At 68.8% G+C, this 21,602-nt stretch carries 21 protein-coding genes; 18 read left to right on the plus strand and 3 right to left on the minus strand.

Annotation, left to right across the window (positions count from 1 at the left end; genetic code table 11):
* Positions 1–35: 35 nt before the first annotated feature.
* The 18 genes from BPODLACK_RS15305 (at position 36) to BPODLACK_RS15390 (ending at position 19,972) form a co-directional block, all read left to right on the plus strand.
* Complete coding sequence (locus tag BPODLACK_RS15305; RefSeq protein ID WP_096273926.1) at positions 36–1,154, plus strand: M24 family metallopeptidase; 1,119 nt, start codon at positions 36–38, stop codon at positions 1,152–1,154.
* 21 nt (positions 1,155–1,175) lie between these two features.
* On the plus strand, positions 1,176–1,739 hold the full coding sequence (gene efp / locus BPODLACK_RS15310) for an elongation factor P (protein ID WP_006436310.1): 564 nt from the start codon (positions 1,176–1,178) through the stop codon (positions 1,737–1,739).
* Positions 1,740–1,742: 3 nt separating this feature from the next.
* Positions 1,743–2,228 (plus strand): transcription antitermination factor NusB, encoded by a 486-nt coding sequence (gene nusB, locus BPODLACK_RS15315; protein WP_006436309.1) that lies wholly within the window; start codon positions 1,743–1,745, stop codon positions 2,226–2,228.
* Between the two features lie 122 nt (positions 2,229–2,350).
* Entirely contained in the window at positions 2,351–2,935 is a 585-nt protein-coding gene (gene pyrR, locus BPODLACK_RS15320; protein WP_024497141.1) for a bifunctional pyr operon transcriptional regulator/uracil phosphoribosyltransferase PyrR, read from the plus strand.
* Entirely contained in the window at positions 2,935–3,885 is a 951-nt protein-coding gene (locus tag BPODLACK_RS15325) for an aspartate carbamoyltransferase catalytic subunit (RefSeq protein ID WP_006436307.1), read from the plus strand. Before pyrR ends, BPODLACK_RS15325 begins: the two co-directional genes overlap by 1 nt.
* 31 nt (positions 3,886–3,916) lie before the next feature.
* Positions 3,917–5,227 (plus strand): dihydroorotase, encoded by a 1,311-nt coding sequence (locus tag BPODLACK_RS15330; protein ID WP_006436306.1) that lies wholly within the window; start codon positions 3,917–3,919, stop codon positions 5,225–5,227.
* Positions 5,224–5,838 (plus strand): PH-like domain-containing protein, encoded by a 615-nt coding sequence (locus tag BPODLACK_RS15335; RefSeq protein WP_096273928.1) that lies wholly within the window; start codon positions 5,224–5,226, stop codon positions 5,836–5,838. Before BPODLACK_RS15330 ends, BPODLACK_RS15335 begins: the two co-directional genes overlap by 4 nt.
* Positions 5,835–7,022 (plus strand): glutamine-hydrolyzing carbamoyl-phosphate synthase small subunit, encoded by a 1,188-nt coding sequence (carA, locus tag BPODLACK_RS15340; protein ID WP_159405588.1) that lies wholly within the window; start codon positions 5,835–5,837, stop codon positions 7,020–7,022. The genes BPODLACK_RS15335 and carA overlap by 4 nt, the downstream gene beginning before the upstream one ends.
* Positions 7,022–10,357: a carbamoyl-phosphate synthase large subunit gene (carB, locus tag BPODLACK_RS15345; RefSeq protein ID WP_159405589.1), complete on the plus strand. Its 3,336-nt coding sequence runs from the start codon at positions 7,022–7,024 to the stop codon at positions 10,355–10,357. The genes carA and carB overlap by 1 nt, the downstream gene beginning before the upstream one ends.
* A gap of 13 nt (positions 10,358–10,370) precedes the next feature.
* The gene (pyrF, locus tag BPODLACK_RS15350; RefSeq protein WP_159405590.1) at positions 10,371–11,201 is read left to right on the plus strand and encodes an orotidine-5'-phosphate decarboxylase; all 831 of its coding nucleotides are present in this window, start codon (positions 10,371–10,373) and stop codon (positions 11,199–11,201) included.
* A gap of 476 nt (positions 11,202–11,677) precedes the next feature.
* Positions 11,678–11,992: an integration host factor, actinobacterial type gene (mihF, locus tag BPODLACK_RS15355; RefSeq protein WP_004021989.1), complete on the plus strand. Its 315-nt coding sequence runs from the start codon at positions 11,678–11,680 to the stop codon at positions 11,990–11,992.
* A 40-nt stretch (positions 11,993–12,032) separates the two neighbouring features.
* Positions 12,033–12,662: a guanylate kinase gene (gene gmk / locus BPODLACK_RS15360; RefSeq protein ID WP_182156064.1), complete on the plus strand. Its 630-nt coding sequence runs from the start codon at positions 12,033–12,035 to the stop codon at positions 12,660–12,662.
* A 41-nt stretch (positions 12,663–12,703) separates the two neighbouring features.
* A complete protein-coding gene (gene rpoZ / locus BPODLACK_RS15365) occupies positions 12,704–13,003 on the plus strand; it encodes a DNA-directed RNA polymerase subunit omega (protein WP_006436300.1) in 300 nt (99 codons plus the stop codon).
* 14 nt (positions 13,004–13,017) lie between these two features.
* Complete coding sequence (gene coaBC / locus BPODLACK_RS15370) at positions 13,018–14,277, plus strand: bifunctional phosphopantothenoylcysteine decarboxylase/phosphopantothenate--cysteine ligase CoaBC (RefSeq protein WP_159405592.1); 1,260 nt, start codon at positions 13,018–13,020, stop codon at positions 14,275–14,277.
* 122 nt (positions 14,278–14,399) lie between these two features.
* Positions 14,400–15,608, plus strand: coding sequence for a methionine adenosyltransferase (metK, locus tag BPODLACK_RS15375; protein WP_159405593.1), 1,209 nt, complete (start codon positions 14,400–14,402; stop codon positions 15,606–15,608).
* Between the two features lie 60 nt (positions 15,609–15,668).
* Positions 15,669–17,636, plus strand: a complete 1,968-nt coding sequence (locus tag BPODLACK_RS15380) for a primosomal protein N' (RefSeq protein WP_159405594.1) — start codon at positions 15,669–15,671, stop codon at positions 17,634–17,636.
* The gene (gene fmt, locus BPODLACK_RS15385; RefSeq protein WP_159405595.1) at positions 17,637–18,596 is read left to right on the plus strand and encodes a methionyl-tRNA formyltransferase; all 960 of its coding nucleotides are present in this window, start codon (positions 17,637–17,639) and stop codon (positions 18,594–18,596) included.
* A complete protein-coding gene (locus BPODLACK_RS15390) occupies positions 18,593–19,972 on the plus strand; it encodes an RsmB/NOP family class I SAM-dependent RNA methyltransferase (RefSeq protein WP_159405596.1) in 1,380 nt (459 codons plus the stop codon). The genes fmt and BPODLACK_RS15390 overlap by 4 nt, the downstream gene beginning before the upstream one ends.
* Here the strand turns inward: BPODLACK_RS15390 and BPODLACK_RS15395 are convergent.
* Genes BPODLACK_RS15395 through BPODLACK_RS15405 form a run of 3 tightly spaced genes read right to left on the minus strand, consistent with a single transcriptional unit; the run spans position 19,969 to position 21,427 of the window.
* On the minus strand, positions 19,969–20,619 hold the full coding sequence (locus tag BPODLACK_RS15395; protein ID WP_159405597.1) for a dihydrofolate reductase family protein: 651 nt from the start codon (positions 20,617–20,619) through the stop codon (positions 19,969–19,971). The two genes, BPODLACK_RS15390 and BPODLACK_RS15395, sit on opposite strands and share 4 nt — an antisense overlap.
* Positions 20,616–21,095 (minus strand): SRPBCC domain-containing protein, encoded by a 480-nt coding sequence (locus tag BPODLACK_RS15400; protein ID WP_159405598.1) that lies wholly within the window; start codon positions 21,093–21,095, stop codon positions 20,616–20,618. The genes BPODLACK_RS15395 and BPODLACK_RS15400 overlap by 4 nt, the downstream gene beginning before the upstream one ends.
* The gene (locus BPODLACK_RS15405; RefSeq protein WP_159405599.1) at positions 21,092–21,427 is read right to left on the minus strand and encodes an ArsR/SmtB family transcription factor; all 336 of its coding nucleotides are present in this window, start codon (positions 21,425–21,427) and stop codon (positions 21,092–21,094) included. Before BPODLACK_RS15405 ends, BPODLACK_RS15400 begins: the two co-directional genes overlap by 4 nt.
* Positions 21,428–21,602: the final 175 nt, after the last annotated feature.

The following is a 21,602-nucleotide window of genomic DNA, read 5'->3' on the forward strand; positions in this document are numbered from 1 at the left end:
CGCACAGTCGGACGTCCCGCCGTAGCGTTGCTCGGGTGCCGATCATCCACGACACCGCCGGCCGACGAGACCGGCTGCGGAACCAGCTACGCGACCACTCGGGTGCCGACGCGCAGGTCGCGGCGTTCGTCGTCTCCGACCTCGTCAACGTCCGGTACCTGACCGGCTTCACGGGTTCCAACGCGGCAGTCCTCATCGACGTGTCCGACCCCGCGGGGGACCGGATCGCCACCGACGGCCGCTACCTCACCCAGGTCGCCGCGCAGGTCCCCGATGTCGAGCCCGTCATCGAACGCGCCTGCGTCCCGGCCCTGGTTGCGCACGCGCGGACCGCGGGTGCCGCCCGTATCGGCTTCGAGGCCGATGCCGAGACCGTCGCCGGGCACCGTGCGCTGACCGCGTCGATCGAGGATTCCGGGGTCGAACTGGTCGGTCTCACCGGCGTCGTGCAGGGTCTGCGGGCCGTCAAGGATGCGGGGGAGATCGCGTTGTTGCGCGCGGCCTGCGCGATCGGCGATGCCGCTCTGGCCCGGATCATCGCCGACGGTGTCCTGCGCGCCGGAACCACCGAACGCGAAGCCGCCCGCGCCCTGGAGTTCGAGATGTATCGCCTCGGCGCCGACGGCATCGCCTTCGAGACGATCGTCGCCGCCGGGCCGCACTCGGCGATTCCGCACCACCGGCCCACGCACACCGCGCTGGCCGACGGCGACCTCGTCAAGATCGACTTCGGCGCCGTCGTCGGCGGCTACCACTCCGACATGACGCGAACCTTCGTGCTGCACCGCGCCGCGGACTGGCAGCGCGACATCTACGACCTCGTCGCCACCGCGCAGGCCGCCGGACGGACCGCTCTCGCCCCGGGCATGGAGCTGCGGGACGTGGACGCCGCGGCGCGAGCCGTCATCGACGACGCCGGGCACGGCGACCACTACGTGCACGGACTCGGCCACGGCGTGGGCCTCGAGATCCACGAAGCGCCGGGAATCGGCAAACTCTCGACGGGTACACTGCCATGCGGTGCTGCGGTCACCGTGGAGCCCGGTGTGTACCTACCCGGATGGGGTGGGGTCAGGATCGAGGACACCCTGGTCGTCACACAAGGCGACCCGGAACTGTTGACCACCACCGACAAGACATTCACCGTCATCTGACTGCAAGGGAAGAAACACCACATGGCGACCACCGCCGATTTCAAGAACGGCCTCGTGCTGCGCATGGACGACCAGCTCTGGCAGATCCAGGAGTTCCAGCACGTCAAGCCGGGCAAGGGTCCCGCATTCGTGCGCACCAAGATCAAGAACGTGATGAGCGGCAAGACCGTCGACAAGACCTTCAACGCCGGCGTCAAGGTCGAGACCGCCACTGTCGACCGTCGGGACATGACCTTCCTGTACAACGACGGCACCGACTACGTCTTCATGGACGCGCAGGACTACGAGCAGTTCGCCCTGCCGCCGGCCGTGGTCGGCGACGGCGCGCGCTTCCTGCTCGAGAACATGACCGTGCAGGTCTCGCTCAACGAGGGCACCCCGCTGTTCGTCGAACTCCCGGTCACCGTCGAGCTCATCGTCGCCCAGACCGACCCGGGTCTGCAGGGTGACCGCTCCACCGGCGGCACCAAACCCGCCACGCTGGAGACCGGCGCCGAGATCCAGGTGCCGCTGTTCATCAACACCGGCGACAAGCTGAAGGTCGATTCGCGCGACGGCAGCTACCTCGGCCGCGTCAACTCCTGACCTGTGAAACAACCCGGAACCCGACACAAGGCGCGGCGGCGCGCGGTGGACCTGCTCTTCGAGGCCGAGGCCAAGAAGGTCAGTCCCAGCCAGCTCGTCGCCGAACGCCGAGAGTACGTCCGCAGCGACGAGAGCGTCGGCTCGATCCACGACTACACCGCCACGGTGATCCAGGGTCTGGCCGACGATCAGGACCAGATCGATGCGGTCATCTCCTCCCATCTGCGCGAGTGGACGCTGGAGCGTCTGCCCGCGGTCGACCGCGCCATCATGCGCCTGGCGACCTGGGAGCTGTTCAACTCGCTCGACGTCGACCCCATCGTGGTGGTCGACGAGGCGGTGGAGCTCGCCAAGGAGCTGTCCACCGATGATTCGCCGGCCTTCGTCAACGGAGTGCTCGCCAAGATCGCCGAGCTCGCGCCGCAGGTCCGTGCCGCCGCGTCCGCCGAGCCGAGCGGTCCGGCCGCCGGCGATTCCGCCGCGGACTGAAACGGCAACCGTCCCTGTGGCGCAGGTCGCGGGAATTCGTCTGTCTCGCGACGCGGTGTAAAGTGTCGCGAGACAGACATCCTTTAACGATCCGTCCTGCGAGGCGGAGAAGGAGGTCGGCTTTGGCCAGCCCCGCTCCCAGGGTGCTGCTCGATGCCGCTGACGTGTCGCGCACGATTGCTCGTGTCGCACACCAGGTGATCGAGAAGACAGCTCTGGACTCGCCCGACGCCCCGCGCGTCGTTCTCATCGGAATTCCCACTCGCGGAACATCTCTCGCGACTCGTCTGGGTTCCAAGATCGGCGAGTTCGCCGGTGTCGAGGTGCCGGTGGGCTACCTCGACATCACTCTCTACCGCGACGATCTGCGCGGCAAGCCCCATCGCCCGCTCGAACGGACGATGGTCCCCGCCGGCGGCGTCGACGGCGCGATCGTGATCCTCGTCGACGACGTGCTCTACTCCGGGCGCACGGTCCGCGCCGCCCTGGACGCGCTGCGCGATCTCGGACGCCCCGCTGCGGTCCAGCTCGCGGTGCTGGTGGACCGCGGCCACCGCGAATTGCCGCTGCGCGCCGACTATGTCGGCAAGAACATCCCGACCGCTCGCGACGAGCAGGTGTCGGTGCATCTCACCGAACACGACGGAGTCGACGAGGTCGTCCTCAGCTCGGCTTCGAACGCCGTTGCCGCCGAGGGCGATTCGTGATGCGGCATCTGCTCTCCACGCAGGACCTGAACCGCGACGAGGCCACTGCGCTCCTCGACGACGCCGAGCGTTTCGAACAGGCCCTCACCGGTCGTGAGGTCCGCAAGCTCCCGACGCTCCGTGGCCGGACCGTCATGACGGTCTTCTACGAGAACTCCACCCGCACCCGCGTCTCCTTCGAGGTCGCCGGCAAGTGGATGAGCGCTGATGTCATCAACGTCAGCGCCTCGAGTTCGTCGGTGGGCAAAGGCGAATCGCTGCGCGACACGGTCAAGACCCTGCACGCGGCCGGTGCCGACGCCTTGATCGTGCGCCACCCCGCGTCGGGCGCGCCGGCCCAGATCGCCGACTGGACAACCGATTCGAACGGTGAGGGTCCGGCGATCATCAACGCCGGAGACGGCACCCACGAACATCCCACGCAGGCCCTGCTCGACGCGCTCACGCTGCGCCAGCGGCTCGGCTCGCTGGAGGGACGTCGCATCGCGATCGTCGGCGACGTCGTGCACTCACGGGTCGCGCGGTCCAACGCGCACCTGCTGTCGACCCTCGGCGCCGAGGTCGTCCTCGTCGCCCCGCCGACCCTGCTCCCGGCGGGAGTGGGCGAGTGGCCGGTCACCGTCTCGGGCAACCTCGACGCCGAACTGCCCGCCGTCGACGCGGTGATGATGCTGCGCGTCCAGGCCGAGCGGATGAACGGCGGATACTTCCCGAGTCCCCGTGAGTACTCGGTCCGCTTCGGTCTCAGCGACCGCCGCCTGGCGATGCTCGCCGACGATGCGGTGGTCCTGCATCCGGGTCCGATGCTGCGCGGTATGGAGATCGGCTGGTCGGTCGCCGACTCGCCGAAGGCCACCGTCCTCGAGCAGGTCCGCAACGGCGTCCACGTACGCATGGCGGTCCTCTTCCGGCTGCTCGTCGGGTCCGACTCCGCGGGAGCCCACCTGTGACCACCACCCCCAGCACGTCAGGAGTTCGCCCGTGACCGCCCCGGCAACCGGAACCGTCCTCATCGCCGAGGTCCGTCCCTACGGCGAGGGCGAGCCGATCGATGTCCTCGTCTTCGACGGCGTGATCACCGAGATCGGCGCGGGCCTGTCCGCACCCGAAGGTGCCGAGCGCATCGAGGGCAGGGGCGGTGTGCTGCTGCCCGGTTTCGTCGACCTCCACACCCATCTGCGTGAACCCGGCCGCGAGGACACCGAGACCATTCGGTCCGGCTCCGAGGCCGCCGCCCTGGGTGGTTACACCGCAGTGTTCGCGATGGCCAACACCAGCCCGGTCGCCGACAACTCGACCGTCACCGACAACGTGTGGCGCTCCGGCCGCGAGGTCGGGCTCGTCGACGTGTACCCGGTGGGTGCGGTCACCGTCGGGCTCGAGGGCGAACAGCTCGCCGAGATGGGCATGATGAACGCCGGCGCCGCGGGCGTCCGGATGTTCAGCGACGACGGCAAATGCGTCCACGACCCGCTCCTCATGCGTCGCGCCCTGGAATACGCGACCGGACTGGGCGTGCTCATCGCCCAGCACGCCGAGGAGCCGCGCCTGACCGTCGGCGCCGTCGCCAACGAGGGCGCCACCGCGTCCCGGCTCGGACTGGCCGGCTGGCCGCGTGCCGCCGAGGAGTCGATCGTCATCCGCGACGCGCTTCTCGCCCGCGACGCCGGAGCACGCATCCACATCTGCCACGCCTCGACCGAGGGCACCGTCGAGCTGCTGCGCTGGGCCAAGGACCAGGGGATCGCGATCACCGCCGAGGTGACCCCGCACCACCTGCTCCTCGACGACTCGCGTCTCGAAACGTACGACCCGATCAACAAGGTCAACCCGCCGCTGCGGGAGGTCCGTGACAAGGAAGCCCTGCGCCAGGCCCTCGCTGATGGGATCGTCGACTGTGTGGCCACCGACCACGCGCCGCACGCCGCGCAGGAGAAGTGCTGCGAGTTCGCCCAGGCCAAGCCGGGCATGCTCGGGCTGCAGACCGCGCTCCCGATCGTCGTCGAGACCCTGCTGAAGACCGGTCTGCTCGATTGGCGAGGCGTCGCGCGGGTGATGAGCGAACGGCCGGCGCAGATCGTCGAACTGACCGACCAGGGCCGCCCGATCGAGGTCGGCGAACCCGCCAACCTCGCCGTCGTCGACCCGGACACCTCCTGGGTGGTCCGCGGAGACGAGCTGGCCAGCCTGTCGCGCAACACTCCGTACGAGGAGATGACGATGCCGGCGACCATCACCGCCACCGTCCTGCGCGGGGTGGTCACCACCCGCGAGGGTCGGGTGACCCGATGAACATCCGTCGCGGCCTCATCCCCGGCATCCTCGTGCTCGTCGTGGTCGCCTCGGTGATCGGCACCGTGCTCGGCTACGGGCGAGTGGTGTTCAACGCATGGTTCATCGGCGTGTGCGCGCTCATCGCCCTCGGCCTGCTGTCGATGTTCTACCTGCTGATCACCGGCAACAAGAAGAAGCATGCGGCACAGGCCGAGCTCATCGGCGAACTGCCCTCCACCCCGGCCGACCTCGGGGCGGAGCAGCGCGGCCCCGACACCGGCCTCTACCTCGGTTCCACGATGGCGCCGAGTTGGCAGAACCGCGTGGTCGTCGGTGACATCTCCGACCGCGCGTCGGCGACGATCGCCGAGTTCGCAGCGGGCGTCCTCATCTCCCGCCAGGCTGCGAGCGACATCTGGATTCCGCGAGAGGCGATCACCGCGGTACGCACCGAACGCGGCATCGCGGGCAAGGTGATGAGTGCCGACGGTGTCCTGGTGATCCGATGGGTCCTGCCCAGCGGCACCGAGATCGACACGGGACTCCGCGCCGACGACAAATCGATCTACCCCGGCTGGGTGAACGCCTTTGCCGGACAGCATGACAGTGGACAGGGGACACAGGAATGAACACAGCGGTCTTGGTGCTGGAGAACGGCCAGGTGTTCACCGGCCGGAGCTTCGGCGCAGTGGGCGAGACCCTCGGTGAAGCGGTGTTCTGCACCGCGATGACCGGCTACCAGGAAACCCTGACCGACCCGAGTTACCACCGGCAGATCGTCGTGGCCACCGCGCCGCAGATCGGCAACACCGGCTGGAACACCGAGGACGGCGAGAGCACCGGCAGCGCGGGCAGCACCGGGGTCGACGGCGACTCCGGAAAGATCTGGGTTGCCGGATATGCGGTGCGAAACCCCACCCGACGAGTCTCGAACTGGCGCGCGACCACCTCGCTCGAGGACGAACTCGTCAAGCAGGGGATCGTCGGCATCGGCGGGATCGACACCCGCACCGTGGTCCGTATCCTCCGCGACCACGGCTCGATGAAGGCCGGCATCTTCTCCGGACCGGCGCTCGCCGACACCGACGAACTCGTCGGTCGGGTGCGCAACCAGCCGGACATGAAGGGCGCCAGGCTCGCCGACGAGGTCACCACGTCCGACGGGTATGTCGTCGAGCCCCTCGAGGCGCACCGCTTCACCGTCGCCGCCATCGACCTCGGGATCAAGACCAACACCCCGCGGATGTTCGCCGAGCGGGGCGTCCGTACGCATGTGCTGCCGGCGACCGTCGCGCTCGACGCGATCGCCGACCTCCGGCCCGACGGCGTGTTCCTGTCCAACGGTCCGGGCGACCCGGCAACCGCCGACGACATCGTCGAGCTCACGCGTGGTGTCCTCGGGCAGGACCTGCCGCTGTTCGGCATCTGCTTCGGCAACCAGATCCTGGGCCGGGCCCTCGGCCGGTCCACCTACAAGATGAAGTTCGGGCACCGGGGCATCAACATCCCGGTTGTCGACCACGCCACCGGCAAGGTCTCGATCACCTCGCAGAACCACGGCTTCGCGCTCGAGGGTGAGGCGGGGGAGGAGTTCGACTCCGACTTCGGCCGCGCGCGGGTCAGTCACGTCTGCGCCAACGACGGCACCGTGGAGGGCGTCGAGCTGCTCTCCGCCCGCGCCTTCTCCGTGCAGTACCACCCGGAGGCGGCCGCCGGCCCCCACGACGCCGCGTATCTGTTCGACAAATTCGTCACCCTGCTCGAGGGTGACCGTGCGTCCCGGAAGACCAAGAATCAAGGAGCGAGTGCCTGATGCCGCGCCGCGAAGACATCAACCACGTCCTGGTCATCGGCTCGGGGCCGATCGTCATCGGTCAGGCTTGTGAATTCGACTACTCGGGCACCCAGGCCTGCCGCGTCCTCAAGGCCGAAGGCCTGCGTGTCAGCCTGGTGAACTCCAACCCGGCGACGATCATGACCGACCCCGAGTTCGCCGATGCCACCTACATCGAGCCGATCACCGCCGAGTTCGTCGAGAAGGTGATCGAGGCCGAGCGCGACGCCGGACATCCCATCGACGCCGTGCTCGCCACCCTCGGCGGGCAGACCGCGTTGAACACCGCGGTCGCGCTGCACGACCGCGGGTCGCTGGAGAAGTACGGCATCGAGCTGATCGGTGCCGACTTCGACGCCATCCAGCGCGGTGAGGACCGCCAGATGTTCAAGGACATCGTGGAGAAGGTCGGCGGCGAGAGCGCGCGCTCCCGCGTCTGCCACACGATGGACGAGGTCCGCGAGACCGTCGCCGAACTCGGCTTCCCGGTCGTCGTGCGTCCGTCGTTCACCATGGGCGGCCTCGGCTCGGGCATGGCCTACGACGACAACGATCTGGAGCGGATCGCCGGCGGCGGTCTCGCCGCGTCGCCGACCGCCAACGTCCTCATCGAGGAGTCGATCCTCGGCTGGAAGGAGTACGAGCTCGAACTGATGCGCGACAACCGCGACAACGTCGTGGTCGTCTGCTCCATCGAGAACCTCGACCCGGTCGGTGTGCACACCGGCGACTCGGTGACCGTCGCCCCGGCGATGACCCTCACCGACCGCGAGTACCAGATCATGCGTGACCTCTCCATCGACATCCTGCGCGAGGTCGGCGTCGACACCGGCGGCTGCAACATCCAGTTCGCCGAGGACCCGCGCGACGGACGCCTCGTCGTGATCGAGATGAACCCGCGTGTGTCGCGGTCGTCGGCACTGGCGTCGAAGGCGACCGGCTTCCCGATCGCCAAGATCGCCGCGAAGCTGGCCATCGGCTACAGCCTCGACGAGATCGTCAACGACATCACCAAGGAGACCCCGGCCTGTTTCGAGCCCACGCTCGACTATGTCGTGGTCAAGGCGCCGCGGTTCGCGTTCGAGAAGTTCCCGGGCGCCGACGACACGCTGACCACCACGATGAAGTCGGTGGGCGAGGCGATGAGCCTCGGCCGCAGCTTCGCCGAGGCGCTCGGCAAGGTCATGCGTTCGCTGGAGACCAAGGCCGGCGGCTTCTGGGCGGAGGCCAACCGGCCCGACCCGAAGACCGTCGATCTGCCCGCGCTGCTCGAGGAGATCAAGACGCCGAAGGACGGGCGTCTCTACAAGCTGATGCTGGCCTTCGAGGCCGGCGCCACGATCGAGGACCTGCACGAGGCCACCGCCATCGATCCGTGGTTCCTGGCCGAGATCGGCGGGATCGCCGCGCTGGGTGCGGAGATCCGCGACGCCGACATCCTCGACGAGGCCTTGCTGCGCGAGGCGAAGTCGACCGGCTTCTCCGACCGTCAGATCGCCGCTCTCCGTTCGGATTTCGAGGACGAGGCCGCGGTGCGGGCGCATCGCCTGTCGCTCGGTGTGCGCCCGGTCTACAAGACCGTGGACACCTGTGCGGCCGAGTTCGAGGCGAAGACGCCCTACCACTACTCGACCTATGAGCTCGATCCCGCGGCCACGAGCGAGATCGCGCCGCAGCCGGATCGTCCCAAGGTGCTGATCCTCGGTTCGGGCCCGAACCGCATCGGACAGGGCATCGAATTCGACTACTCGTGTGTCCACGCCGCACTCACGCTGAGCGAGGCCGGCTACGAGACCGTGATGGTCAACTGCAACCCGGAGACGGTCTCGACCGACTACGACACCGCCGACCGCCTGTACTTCGAGCCGCTGACCTTCGAGGACGTGCTCGAGGTCTACCACGCCGAATCCCAGTCGGGCACCGTCGCCGGGGTCATCGTGCAGCTCGGTGGCCAGACTCCGCTGGGTCTCGCCCGTCGCCTCGAGGAGGCGGGTGTCCCGATCGTCGGGACCAGCCCGGCCGCCATCGACCTCGCCGAGGATCGCGGCGAGTTCGGCAAGGTCCTCACCGAGGCCGGTCTGCCGGCCCCGGCGTTCGGTACCGCGACGAGCTTCGCCGAGGCCCGTGACACCGCCGCTCGCATCGGCTATCCGGTGCTGGTGCGTCCGTCCTACGTCCTGGGCGGCCGCGGCATGGAGATCGTCTACGACGAGAAGTCCCTGGAGGACTACATCTCCCGCGCCACGGAACTGACCCCCGACCATCCGGTGCTGGTCGACCGGTTCCTCGAGGATGCGGTGGAGATCGACGTCGACGCCCTGTGCGACGGCGAGGAGGTCTTCATCGGCGGCGTGATGGAGCACATCGAGGAGGCCGGTATCCACTCCGGTGACTCGGCGTGTGCGCTGCCGCCGGTCACCCTCGGCCGCGCCGACCTGGCGATGGTCCGCACCTCCACCGAGGCACTCGCCAGGGGCATCGGGGTGAAGGGTCTGCTCAACGTCCAGTACGCGCTCAAGGACGACATCCTCTATGTCCTGGAGGCGAATCCGCGCGCGAGCCGCACGGTGCCGTTCGTGTCGAAGGCGACCGCGGTGCCGCTGGCCAAGGCGTGTGCCCGCGTCATGCTCGGGTCGTCGATCGCCGACCTGCGCAAGCAGGGCATCCTGCCGGAGGCCGGCGACGGCGGCGAGACCCCGGCGACCGCGCCGATCTCGGTGAAGGAAGCGGTCCTGCCGTTCAACCGGTTCCGTCGCCACGACGGCAGCGGGGTCGACAACCTGCTGAGCCCGGAGATGAAGTCCACCGGCGAGGTGATGGGCATCGACGCCGACTTCGGTCGCGCGTTCGCCAAGTCGCAGACCGCCGCCTACGGGTCGCTGCCGACCAGCGGCAAGATCTTCGTGTCGGTGGCCAACAAGGACAAGCGGGCGCTGATCTTCCCGGTCAAGCACCTCGCCGACCTCGGCTTCGAGATCCTGGCCACCGAGGGAACCGCAGATGTGTTGCGCCGCAACGGAATCAAGTGTGAGACCGTCCTCAAGCACTTCGAGGCCACCGCGGGAGAGCGGACGGTTGTGGACATCATCCGGGCGGGCGAGGTCACGATGGTGATCAACACCCCGTTCGGCAACTCCGGCCCGCGCGTCGACGGCTACGAGATCCGCAGTGCCGCGGTGTCGGTGAACATCCCGTGCATCACCACGGTGCAGGGCGCCAGTGCAGCGGTGCAGGGCATCGAGGCCGCGATCAACGGCGATGTCCGGGTCCGCTCCATCCAGCGACGCCACGCGGACATGGCCGGCCTCTCATGACGGTGGCGTCCGCATGACGGGGGCGTCCGGCTTCGGCGCCCGCTACCGGCGGGTGACGGCCGAACGCGGACGCCTGTGCGCGGGTATCGACCCGCACGCGGGGCTGCTGACCGACTGGGGCCTGGACGTGTCCGTCGACGGGTTGTCGCGGTTCGCCGACATCTGCGTCGAGGCGCTGGCCCCGTCGGCGGCGGTGATCAAGCCCCAGGTCGCCTTCTTCGAGCCGTTCGGTGCCGCGGGCTTCGCGGTGCTCGAACGGGTCATCGCGGGCTGCCGCGAGGCGGGTGCCCTGGTGATCGCCGACGCCAAGCGCGGTGACATCGGCTCGACCATGTCGGCGTACGCACGGGCGTGGTTGGCCGACGCCTCACCGCTGTGCGCCGACTCGGTGACCGCCTCTCCGTACCTCGGCTACGAATCGCTGCGCCCGGCGCTTGACCTGGCGCGGGTGGGGGAACGCGGCGTGTTCGTCCTCGCGCGAACCTCCAACCCGGAGGGCGGAGACGTGCAGCAGGCGCGGACGGGGGAGCGGACGGTCGCCCAGTCGATCGTCGATGCCGCGGCGGCCGAGAACGCCGACGGCACCGCGACCGCCGGCCTCGTCGTGGGTGCGACCCGCGAGCACGGACTCGACCTGGCCGACCTGAACGGCCCGATCCTGGCGCCGGGTCTGGGTGCTCAGGGAGCCACCGCCGAGGATCTGAAGGTGGTCTTCGCCGACGCCGACCCCGGGTGGGTGCTGCCGGCGAGTTCGCGCGGAGTGCTCCGCGCCGGTCCCGACGTCAATGCACTGCGCGACGCGTTCGTCCGGGCCCGCGACGAGGTCGAGACCGCACTGGGCTGAGGCGACCGCCCGGTTCCGTGCGACGGCGCGACACGCGCAAAGCGCCGTCGAATTCCAGACGAATCTGGTCACACCACTCCAGTCACATCTGTCTCAGTACGTCGATCGCTCGATCGCGAGTACTTCGCATTGCTATCGATCTCGTTCACCGGCGCCACTGTCGTGACCTGCGGGTATGATGTAAAACCCATCGTCAGAGCGGTGCAACACCGAGTGGAGCGCCGGTGTGCCGGGCCGAAGTGCCGCGGTGCACTACAACATGAGAAAACACCGCGAAAACGGGGGGTCGCGCTCGCAAATGCCTGATCACGTGGGTACGGTCGCATTCGCCGCCAACAATCGGCGGTGCCGGACGGGTACCCCACCCGACCGCATCGTTGCGAAGACGACGCAGCGCCGCCCGCGTGGCAACAGCCGTCGGACGCCTCACGGCGGACGACGACAGCCCCAATCAAGAACGAAAGACGGAGGAACCCGTGGCCCTTCCCCAGTTGACTGACGAGCAGCGCGCCGCTGCGTTGGAGAAGGCAGCTGCCGCTCGTCGCGTCCGCGCTGAGCTCAAGGAGCGCCTGAAGCGCGGTGGCACCGATCTCCAGCAGGTGCTCAAGGACGCCGAGAACGACGAGATCCTGGGCAAGATGAAGGTCTCGGCACTGCTCGAGGCCCTGCCCAAGGTCGGCAAGGTCAAGGCTCAGGAGATCATGACCGAGCTGGAGATCGCTCCGACCCGCCGCCTGCGCGGTCTCGGCGACCGTCAGCGCAAGGCCCTGCTCGAGAAGTTCAGCTCCTGAACGTGAGCAATGCAACCGAACACGGCAGCGTGACGGTCTCGTGGGACCGGCGGTGACCAACCGGCCGGAAACCGCGGGAGCCGCACGCACGAGGGGTCGACTGATCGTTTTGGTCGGCCCCTCGGCCGTCGGCAAGTCCACCGTCGTCGCCAGGGTGCGCGCCGCATTGCCGGACCTGTACTTCAGCGTCTCGGCGACGACCCGCGCACCGCGTCCCGGTGAGGTCGACGGCCGCGACTACCACTTCGTCTCGGCCGAGGACTTCGACCGGATGATCGCCGGCGACGAGCTCTTGGAGTGGGCGGAGATCCACGGTGGCCTGCAGCGATCGGGTACCCCGCTCGCGCCCGTCCTCGCTGCTCTGGAGGCCGGTAAACCCGTTCTGGTGGAGGTCGACCTCGTCGGTGCGCGTAACGTCGTCACCCGTCTGCCCGAGGCGACCACCGTCTTCCTCGCCCCGCCGAGCTGGGACGAACTCGTCGCCCGGCTGACCGGCCGCGGCACCGAGAGCCCCGAGGCGATCGAGCGCCGGCTCGCCACCGCGAAGGTCGAGATGGCCGCCCAGGACGAGTTCGACCACGTCATCGTGAACAGCGAAGTCGACCGAGCGGCCTCCGACTTGGTATCCTTGCTGGTCGGACCTGAGCAGCCCACCGCGCCCGCGACCTGACCAGCCTCTCTGACATCCCAGACCTCGACGCAGGAGTTTGTGTGACCACCCCGACCAATTTCGACATCACCGAGATCGCCGACGCACCGGCATACGACACACCGCTGGGTATCACCAATCCGCCGATCGACGATCTCCTCGAGCGCGCCTCGTCGAAGTACGCCCTCGTCATCTACGCGGCCAAGCGTGCGCGCCAGATCAACGACTACTACAACCAGCTCGGTGACGGCATCCTCGAGTACGTCGGCCCGCTGGTCGAGCCCGGCCTCCAGGAGAAGCCGCTGTCGATCGCGCTCCGCGAGATCCACTCCGATCTGCTCGAGCACACCGAGGGCGAATAGTCGCGGCGTCGGGTATGACCACACCGACCAAGAAACGACGCCGAATCCTCATCGGCGTCGGTGGAGGCATCGCCGCATACAAGGTGTGCTCGGTGATCCGCCACTTCACCGAGTCCGGGCACGACGTCCGAGTGGTGCCGACCCCGGCGGCCCTCGAGTTCGTCGGCAAGGCCACCTTCGAGGCGCTCAGCGGTAACCCGGTCAGCACCACCGTCTTCGACGACGTCGACGAGGTCGCGCATGTGCGTCTGGGCCAGGGCGCCGACCTCGTGATCGTCGCGCCGGCGACCGCGGACCTCATGGCCCGCGCTGCTCAGGGACGCGCCGACGATCTGCTCACCGCATCGCTGCTCACCGTGCGGTGCCCGGTGCTGTTCGTGCCGGCCATGCACACCGAGATGTGGGAGCACCCCGCCACCCAGGCCAACATCGCGACCCTGCGCGAACACGGTTCGACCGTCATGACGCCGGCGTCCGGTCGCCTCACCGGCACCGACTCCGGCCGCGGTCGTCTCCCGGACCCGCAGGAGATCGCCCTCATCGGCGAGCTGCTCCTCGACCGCGCCGACGCACTGCCGTACGACCTCGCCGGTGTCCGCGTGCTGATCAGTGCCGGCGGCACCCGCGAACCGCTCGATCCGGTGCGCTACCTGGGCAATCACAGCTCGGGCAAGCAGGGATTCGCCCTGGCCCGGGCAGCTGCACAGCGTGGGGCGAGCGTCACCGTCGTCGCCGGTTCGACGACCGACCCCGGTGACCCCGCCGGCGTGCACATCGTCCGGATCTCGAACGCCCAGGAACTCTCCGAGGAGATGACCAAGCGCGCGGCCGACGCCGATGTCGTCATCATGGCCGCCGCCGTGGCCGACTTCCGGCCCGTCGCGGTGGCCGACGCCAAGATCAAGAAGGGCGATCAGGGTCCGGCCCCGATCGAGCTGACCACCAACCCGGACATTCTCCGCGGGCTCGTCGAGGCGCGGGACGACGGCCGTATCCCCTCGGAGACCGTCATCGTCGGATTCGCCGCCGAGACCGGCGACGAGACCGGCGGGGTCCTCGACCACGGTCGCGCGAAGCTCGCCCGCAAGGGTTGCGACCTGCTGGTGGTGAACGCGGTCGGCGACGGCAAGGCGTTCGGCACCGAGGACAACACCGGCTGGCTGCTGTCGGCCAAGGGTGACGAGACCGCGCTGCCCTTCGGGTCGAAAACACTCATGTCGAGTCGAATACTTGACGAAGTGCGACAACTGGTGCCTGATGGTCCGGGGGCCTGAGCGGCAACGCAGCGAAACCGACCGCTGTGTAGTTTTGAAGTGACTCCCACCGGCCACGACGACCGGACGATACCTGCCAAACGGCGCCGGAAGATCCGCGCGCGAGATCTCGAGAGGATCTGATGACCACCTCGTCACGCCTGTTCACGAGCGAATCCGTCACCGAGGGGCATCCCGACAAGATCTGTGACGCGATCAGCGACTCGATCCTCGACGCCATCCTCACCGACGACCCCAACGCGCGGGTCGCGGTGGAGACGCTGGTGACCACCGGCCAGGTCCACGTCGCGGGTGAGGTCACGACCACCGCGTACGCAGACATCCCCGGCATCGTCCGGGCCAAGATCCTCGAGATCGGTTACGACTCCTCCACCAAGGGCTTCGACGGCGCGTCGTGCGGCGTCAACGTCGCGATCGGCGCTCAGTCGCCGGACATCGCCGGCGGCGTCTTCAACTCCCACGAGAGCCGCAGCGGTATCTCCGAGGACGAGATCGACAGCCAGGGCGCCGGTGACCAGGGCCTGATGTTCGGTTACGCCACCAACGAGACCCCCGAGCTGATGCCGGTGCCGATCGCGCTGGCCCACCGTCTCTCCCGTCGTCTCACCGAGGTCCGCAAGGACGGCACGCTGCCGTACCTGCGTCCCGACGGCAAGACCCAGGTCACCATCGAGTACGACGGTGACACCCCGGTCCGCCTCGACACCGTCGTCCTGTCGACCCAGCATGCGGCCGACATCGACCTCGACAACCTCCTGGCTCCCGACATCAAGAAGCAGGTCGTCGACGCGGTGCTCGCCGACATCGACCTGCCGACCCTCGACACCTCCGACTACCGACTGCTGGTCAACCCGACCGGCAAGTTCGTCCTCGGCGGCCCGATGGGTGACGCCGGCCTGACCGGCCGAAAGATCATCGTCGACACTTACGGCGGCATGGCCCGCCACGGCGGCGGCGCCTTCTCCGGCAAGGACCCGTCGAAGGTCGACCGCAGCGCCGCCTATGCGATGCGCTGGGTCGCCAAGAACGCGGTCGCCGCCGGCCTGGCCGATCGCATCGAGGTCCAGGTGGCCTACGCGATCGGCAAGGCCGCGCCGGTCGGCCTGTTCGTCGAGACCTTCGGCACCGAACACGTCGACCCCGCGGTCATCGAGCGGGTCATCAAGGAGAACTTCGACCTGCGTCCGCTCGCGATCATCCGCGACCTGGACCTGCTGCGCCCGATCTACGGCCCGACCGCCGCGTACGGCCACTTCGGTCGTACCGACGTCGATCTGCCGTGGGAGCGGACCGACCGCGCGGACAAGCTGCGCGCGGCCGCCGGTCTCTGACCCCGAAGGGCGCAGTCCCTGCCCCCGAAAGGCGCACGGGTCCCGGCTGATTCGCTGCCGGTGGCCCGTGTTCTGCCCATTCTCGGACTCGCACACCTCGACCGGCCGTTCGACTACCTGATCGACTCCGATCAGGATGCGACGGCGGTTCCGGGCGTGCGGGTCCGTGTTCGGTTCTCCGGTCGTCTCGTCGACGGGTACCTGCTCGGCCGGATCGAGAAGAGCGATCACCCCGGCAAACTGGGGTGGCTCGACCGGGTCGTCTCCGCCGAACCGGTCCTGTCGCCGGAGTTGGCGACGCTGTGCCGTGCGGTCGCCGATCGCTACGCCGGCACGATGGGAGACGTTGTCCGTCTGGCGATCCCGCCGCGCCATGCGCGGACCGAGAAGGAGACGACGCCCGAGCCCGCGACTGTCGTCGAGGCGCCCGACCTGGAGGCGTGGTGTCGCTATCCGTTGGCCGAATCGTTCCTCGAGGCGCTCGCCGACGGTGGGCACCCGCGGGCGGCGTGGCAGGCCCTGCCGGGTGAGGACTGGCCGCGTCGGCTCGCCGAACTCGCCGCGGCGACCCTGGCGGTCGGACGCGGATGCATCATCGTCGTGCCCGACCAGCGGGACCTCGACCGGGTGTGGGCGGAATGTGAACCACTCATCGGCGATCGGGGAGTGGCTCTGGCCGCCGGGCTCGGGCCCACCGCGCGGTACCGCCGCTGGCTGGCCGCGCGCCGGGGTGCGGCGAAGCTCGTGATCGGCACGCGCAGTGCGATTTTCGCGCCGGTCACCGACCTCGGTCTAGTGGTCGTCTGGGACGACGGCGACGACAGCATGGCCGATCCGCGGGCGCCGTATCCGCACCCGCGGGAAGTCGCGGTGCTGCGGTCGCACCAGGAACGCTGCGGACTCATCCTCGGCGGCTTCGCCCGGACGGCGGAGGCGCAGGCGCTCGTCGCATCGGGCTGGGCACACGACCTCGTCGCCGACCGTCCGCTCGTCCGCCACCGCAGCCCACGGGTGCAGGCCATCTCCGACGACGACCGCCAGATCGCGCGCGATCCGATGGCGAGGTCCGCACGCATCCCCGAGGTCGCCTTCGATGCAGCCCGTTCGGCGTTCGCCGCCGATCAGCCGGTGGTGTTCAGCGTTCCGCGCCGCGGTTACGTGCCGTCGCTGGCGTGTACCCGGTGCCGGGAACACGCGCGGTGTCGTGCCTGCAACGGACCACTGCAGATGGACGGCCACCAACGTCTCAGTTGCCGATGGTGTGGCCGCCCGGAGCGATCGTTCCGCTGCCCCGAGTGCGGCAACACGAAGGTGCGGGCGACGGTCACCGGCGCCCGACGGACCGCCGAGGAACTCGGACGCGCCTTCGCGGGCGTGCCGGTCCACACCAGTGGCGGAGACACCATCATCGACGAGATCGAGCCCGGCGCACGGCTCGTCGTCGCGACACCGGGGGCCGAACCGGTCGCCCCGGACGGCTACGGGGCGGCGATCGTCGTCGACACGTGGGCACAACTCGACCGCGCCGATCTTCGTGCGGAGGAACACGCGGTGCGACGCTGGATGGCGCTGGCCGGCATGGTCCGACCGCACGGCGACGGAGGTCGCGTGGTGATCGTCGCCGACTCGACGCTGGCGCCGGTCCAGGCGCTGATCCGTTGGGATCCGGTCGGTTTCGCGTCGCTGCAGCTGAATCAGCGTGTCGAACTGGGCTTCCCGCCGGCGGTCACGATGGCGTCGGTGGACGGTCCGACGCAGGTGATCACCGACTTCGTCGAACATCTCGAACTACCCGAGGGGTCGGACGTGCTCGGGCCCGTGCCGCTTCCACCGGGAGTTCGGCCGCCGGCCGGTAGCGCCGAGTGGGAGGCCGCCGCGCACGACGAGATGGACCGCATCCTGGTGCGGTTGCCGCGCAAGCACGGACGGCTCCTCGCGCAGGCTCTCGCCGCGGGGCAGGCGCGGCGCAACACGCACCGGCAGACCGGGCCGATCCGGGTTCAGGTGGACCCGCCTACGATCGGATGAATGCGCATCGTTTTCGCCGGCACCCCCGAGGTGGCCGTGCCGTCGTTGCAGGCCCTGCTGGACTCGCCGTCACATGAGGTCGTCGGCGTCATCACCCGGCCCGACGCGGTGTCGGGGCGTGGTCGCAAGGTCGTGCGGTCACCGATCGGCGTGCTCGCCGACGAGCACGGCCTGGAGGTGATCACCCCGCGACGGATGTCCGAGCCGGACGTCGCCGAGGTTCTGCGACGCTGGGCCCCGGATTGCGGTGCGGTGGTGGCCTACGGCGGACTCGTGCCGGAGGATCTTCTCGCGCTCCCGGCCCACGGCTGGATCAACCTGCATTTCTCGGTGCTGCCGGCCTGGCGTGGCGCCGCGCCGGTGCAGGCAGCGATCGCCGCGGGCGATGAGGTGACCGGTGCGAGCACCTTCCGCCTGGAGAAGGGTCTCGACACCGGGCCGGTGTTCGGCGTCGTCACCGAGACCATCCGGCCCACCGACACCAGCGGTGATCTTCTCGGGCGTCTGGCCGAGGCCGGCTCGGGTCTACTGGTGAACACGCTCGACGGCATCGAGGCCGGGGGACTCGTCCCGGAACCGCAGCCCGCTGCCGGTGTCAGCCACGCGCCGAAGGTCGAGGTCGAGGATGCGCGGATCCGCTGGGATCTGCCCGCGCACATCATCGATCGCCTCATTCGCGCCTACACCCCGGCACCCGGTTCGTGGACGAGTCTCGACGAAGCGAGGATCAAGGTGGGCCCCGTGCGGCCCGTCGCCGACGACGATACGTCGCTGCCGGAATCGGTACGCGCGGAGCCTCTGGCCGCGGGGGTCATCGCGGTGACCAAGAAGGCGGTGTTCGTCGGTACCGGTTCGACGCCGGTACGACTCGGCTCCGTGCAGCCGCCCGGCAAGAAGCCGATGCCGGCCGCCGACTGGGCCCGTGGTGCCCGACTGACCGATGGGACGGTGCTGGGATGAGTGCGGACCGGAAGTTCCGGCAGAAGGATCTGGACCCGGCGCGCGTCGCGGCGCGGGACACGCTGCGCGCGATCCGTGAACGTGATGCCTACGCGAATCTGGTTCTCCCGAAGATGCTGCGGGACCGCAGGATCGAAGGTCGCGACGCGGCCTTCGCGACCGAACTCGCCTACGGCACGGCGCGGGCCCAGGGGCTGCTGGATGCGGTGATCGCCTCGGCGGCCAAGCGTCCCGTCGGCGAGATCGACGGCCCGGTGCTCGATGTGCTGCGGTTGGGCGCTTACCAATTGCTGCGTACGCGCGTCGGATCCCATGCCGCGGTGTCGACGTCGGTGGACCTGGTGCGTTCCGAGAACGGGATGGGACCTTCGGGTTTCGCGAATGCCGTGCTGCGCAAGGTGTCGCAGAAGACCGAGGAGATGTGGGTCGACGAGCTCGCGCCGTCGCCCGCCGAGGATCTCGTCGGCTACCTTGCCTTCCAGTATGCGCATCCCCGCTGGATCGCGGAGGTGTTCCGGGATGCCCTCGGCGGGTCGGCAGGCCAGTTGCAGGCGGCACTCGCTGCCGACGACGAACGTCCGCCCGTACATCTGGTCGCCCGGCCGGGTTACATCACCGCCGAGGAGCTGGCGCTGACCAGCGGGGGAGAGGAAGGCAGGTTCTCGCCGTACTGCGTGTATCTGCCGAGCGGTGATCCGGGCGACGTGGATGCGATCCGTGATGGCTATGCCGGTGTGCAGGACGAGGGCAGCCAGCTTATCGCGCGCGCGGTGACGGTCGCCGAGGTCGCCGACGACTCCGGCCGCTGGCTCGACATGTGCGCCGGCCCGGGCGGCAAGGCCGCGCTGATCGGTGCGCTCGCCGACATCGACGGCGCCCGGCTGGATGCGATCGAGGTGTCGAAGCATCGCGCTGAGCTGATCCGAAAGGTGGTCAGCGACCTGCCGGTGACGATCCATGTCGCCGACGCCCGGTCGAGTGGTCTCGAACCGGGATACGACCGCATCCTGCTCGACGCGCCGTGTTCCGGGCTCGGCTCGCTGCGTCGCCGGCCCGAATCGCGTTGGCGCCGAACCGCTGCCGACGTCGACGAGCTCGTCGTGCTGCAGAAGCAGTTGCTGACCGAGGCGCTTCGGCTCGTGAAACCCGGTGGCATCGTGGTCTATTCGACCTGTTCGCCGCATCCGGCCGAGACCACCGCGGTGGTCGCCGACGTACTGGCCTCGGTCGACGGCGCTCGTCAGCTCGACGCCCGCCCGCTGGTGACCGTCGGAGAGCTCGGACCGGAACTGCTCGGCGATGGTCCGCATGTGCAGTTGTGGCCGCACATCCACGGCACCGACGCGATGTTCATGGCGGTCCTCACCAGGGACTAGAAGTCAGTGTCCTGCTGAGACCCTGTCACTGTTGCGACGCCTTGGTAGTCGGCGACCGCGGCTTGGCCGGTCGGTTCGTATTCGAGGATCAGGAGTCCTGCGGGCGTTGCCGTTTGGTGTCTCAGCCGGAATCCGAGGCTGGTTGCGTTGCGACCGAACAACTGTCGGCCGGTGCCGAGCGCTGTCGGGGCGACGACCAGGCGTAGCGCGTCTACGAGACCGGCTTCGAGGAGCGACCCGGCGAGGGTGTTGCTGCCGTGGACCTGGAGTTCGCGGCCAGACTTCGATCGCATGGTTGACACCGCTGCCACTGCATCGCCGCCGAGGAGAGTTGCGGGCCCCCACGGGAGTTCGGTGAGCGTGCTGCTCACGACGTACTTGGGTAGGCCGTTCATCCGTTCCGTGAACGGGTCTCCGGGGTCGGTGATCTGCGGCCAGTCGCGGGCGAAGGCCTCGTAGGTTCGACGCCCCAGGAGCAGTCCGTCGGCGAGGTCGAGCCACGCCGATGCCTTCCGGATGAAGGTCTCGTCCATGTGCGGCACGAGCCATCCGCCGGCGGAGAAGCCGTCGGAGGTGTCCTCGTCGGCCGATCCGGGTCCCTGGGTGACGCCGTCAAGAGTCATGAATTCGGTGATGGTGATCTTCATTGCCGGGCCTCGCTTTCCACCAGTTCGGTGAGCGCCGCGGTCGCCGAGCCCCAGCCGTCGTAGAAGCCGAGTTCATGATGTCGGTCGCGATCGGATGGATTGCCGTGGCGTACGACGACGCTGTACTGGGTTCCGTCGGTGTGTTCGGCGAAGGTGATCTCGGCGGTCATGGGAACCGGCGCGGGCTCTGCGGGACGCCAGGAGCTGTCGATGGCATTGGTGAACACCAGGCGTTCGTTGTCGTCGACGACCAAGAAGACAGCGTCCATGTGCGGGACGAAGGTCTCGCCGTCGTCGCTCATCTGCGTGACGAGAGCGCCGCCGGGACGTGGCTCGAGTCGTTCGACCCGGGTGACGGTCGGGGAGGGCGTCCACCACTGCGCGAGCTGTTCGGGACGCGTCCAGGCATCCCAGATCCGTTGTCGCGGTGCGCGGATGATGCGTTGCAGGGTGAGGTCGAGTTCGGGGTCGATCATGGTGTCTCCTCGGGCTCGGTGACGAAGGCTTCGAGTCGGTCAGTGCGCTCGGTCCAGGTGGTGCGCTGGTGTTCGAGCCAGGTCTGCAGGCGTCGCAGGCGTCGCCGGTCGAGCGTGCACATCCGCGTTCGGCCGGTCTTCTTGGTCATGACCAGTCCGCTCTCCTCGAGGACCTTCAGGTGCTTCATGAAGGAGGGGAGCGTCATGGGGAAGGGGCCGGCGAGTTCTCCGACTGTCGCGGGGCCGCGCCCGAGACGTTCGACGACGGCGCGGCGGGTCGGGTCCGCCAGCGCACCGAAGATCTCGTCGAGCGTGACCGAACTGTTTGCCACGTGGCTAAGTGTTGCATGGTTTGTCGCTGAACTCAACGGCTAAGTGATCTGGGTGAGAAGTGGTTGTGGAAAGGCGCGGCGGAGCAGTGGGTATTCAGGTACTATCGAACGTATGTACGAAACCGATGTAGCGGAAACGCGGAGGCCGGCAACGGGCGACTTGCGCGCCCTCGTG

Source organism: Gordonia sp. YY1, from assembly GCF_009872315.1.
In the GTDB taxonomy this organism is placed as follows: Bacteria; Actinomycetota; Actinomycetes; order Mycobacteriales; family Mycobacteriaceae; genus Gordonia; species Gordonia amicalis.